At 38.1% G+C, this 2,274-nt stretch carries 2 protein-coding genes; both read left to right on the plus strand.

Annotated features, from left to right (window positions below; genetic code table 11):
- The first annotated feature begins 377 nt into the window (after nt 1-377).
- Nucleotides 378-854: a hypothetical protein gene (locus SVZ03_05430; protein MDY6933651.1), complete on the plus strand. Its 477-nt coding sequence runs from the start codon at nt 378-380 to the stop codon at nt 852-854.
- A gap of 108 nt (nt 855-962) precedes the next feature.
- Complete coding sequence (gene hemL / locus SVZ03_05435) at nt 963-2,252, plus strand: glutamate-1-semialdehyde 2,1-aminomutase (GenBank protein ID MDY6933652.1); 1,290 nt, start codon at nt 963-965, stop codon at nt 2,250-2,252.
- Nucleotides 2,253-2,274 lie beyond the last annotated feature (22 nt).

Here is a 2,274-nt window from a genome sequence, read left to right on the forward strand (position 1 = left end):
GTGACTTTTAGCTCATCTATTCAGAGGTTTAGCGTATAGAGCAATTTAATTGCCTTGTCAAGGACGGCTTCGCCGTCCCGAAGGGATTGTACCCTTGACAAGGCAATTAAATTGCTCTAAAATTGTACCGATTGGGGAGGGTTGTTGGTATTTTTATTCTAAACAAAATAATTTTAAGCAAAAGACAGCCCGCAATGCGTGCATATCAGAAAGTTCTATGAAAATACCAACAACCCTCCCCAATCGCAAAAGTCTTCTCTTGATTTAGCCTGTAGTTAATAAAAGTCAGTTAAGTTGAGTAAATAATTGCACCTAAGGGTTGATTTTATATACGGGAAAAAATGCATAAGATTATATGTATGCAAGGAAGAAAAACTATGAAGCACTCATTAAAGGTAGGGCTTAGCTTTGGCATAACCTCTGGAATAATAACAACGCTTGGTCTAATGGTTGGTCTACATTCTAGTACTCATTCGAAGATCATAATTATTGGAGCAGTATTAACAATAGCAATTGCGGATTCATTTTCAGATGCACTGGGTATTCATATCTCTGAAGAGTCTGAAAATACTCATACAACAAAAGAGTTATGGGAATCAGCAATCTCAACCCTTTTATCTAAATTTTTCTTTACATTATCCTTTATTATCCCAATTTTACTATTTGAACTCTTAACAGCAATTATAGTAAATATAATCTGGGGGATATTAGTGCTGAGTATTCTTAGTAATTATATGGCAAAAGAACAGGGTGACAAAAGATGGAAGGTAATTGCGGAACATATTATTATTGCACTCTTGGTTATTGCACTAACTCATCATGTAGGTGATTGGGTAGCGCGAACATTCATATAGGAACTTGAGTAAATCTAAAATTTGTTAATTGCATATTGACAAGAAATGACCACAGAAACTTCTATATCATATCGGTAATGCAGAGAATCAATAAGGATTAAATAAATTATGAATATTGAGAATTCTATTAAACTATACAATGAAGCTGTCAACCTAATGCCAGGTGGAGTCAACTCGCCAGTTAGAGCCTTTAGGTCTGTTGGAGGTAATCCCATATTCATAAAAAAGGGGATAGGATCACATATAGTTGATGAGGATGATAATGAGTATATAGATTACTGTATGTCGTGGGGCCCTCTTATATTGGGCCATTCTGACAGGGATGTTATGGATTCAATACTGGTTGCCCTAAATAATGGCACCAGCTTTGGGACCCCCAACCGATATGAGGTTGAGATTGCAGAGATGGTAATAGATCGATATCCGTCTATCGAAAAGATAAGGTTTGTAAACTCTGGTACAGAGGCAACCATGAGCGCTATTAGGCTTGCAAGAGGATATACTGGAAAGGAGAAGTTTATCAAGTTTGATGGATGCTATCATGGTCATGCGGATCACCTGCTGGTTGCTGGAGGTTCTGGTCTTGCCACCTTTGGAATCCCAGATTCATCAGGGGTTACCAAAAACAATGTCAAGGATACAATCATACTTCCATACAACGATATCGATATGCTTCATGACGTTATGAAAAGGGAGAGCGATAATATAGCCGCAATAATCATGGAGCCTGTCCCGTGTAATTATGGGCTTATTCCTCCAAAAGAGAACTATCTAAAAGAAGTAAGGGATCTCTGTAATAAATACGCGATTCTGTTAATCTTTGACGAGGTTATAAATGGCTTTCGTCTGTCCAGAGGTGGGGCCCAGGAATACTTTGACATTAAGGCTGATATAACCACCCTAGGTAAAATAATAGGAGGTGGTTTGCCTGTTGGGGCCTATGGAGCATCAAGGGAGATAATGGCAAATGTAGCTCCTGAAGGACCTGTATATCAGGCAGGTACCCTATCTGGCAATCCTCTTGCAATGGCTGCCGGTATCGCCACACTGGATAAACTAGAAAAGACTAATGCCTATAAACTTCTGAATGATAAATCGCAAAGCTTTAAAAGACTATTAGAACCAGCTTTAAATAAGTTTGCGGGAAGAGTTATTTTTCTGCAAATTGAGTCTATCTTTGCAATATATTTTACTAAAAGAATGGATATCAGTTCAGTCAGCGAAGTAAAGGAATCGAACATGGACCTCTTTGCTAAATTCCATAGGGAGATGTTGAATAGAAGAGTATATATATCTCCATCAGGCTATGAGGTTGGCTTCCTCTCAACTTCACACACAGATGAGGATCTTGAAAGGACGGCAGAAGCGATCTCTGAATCATTAGAAGCTATTTTATAATTATGTCTATCTTACGGCTCTA

The organism is Spirochaetota bacterium, assembly GCA_034190085.1.
GTDB lineage: Bacteria > Spirochaetota > UBA4802 > UBA4802 > JAFGDQ01 > JAXHTS01.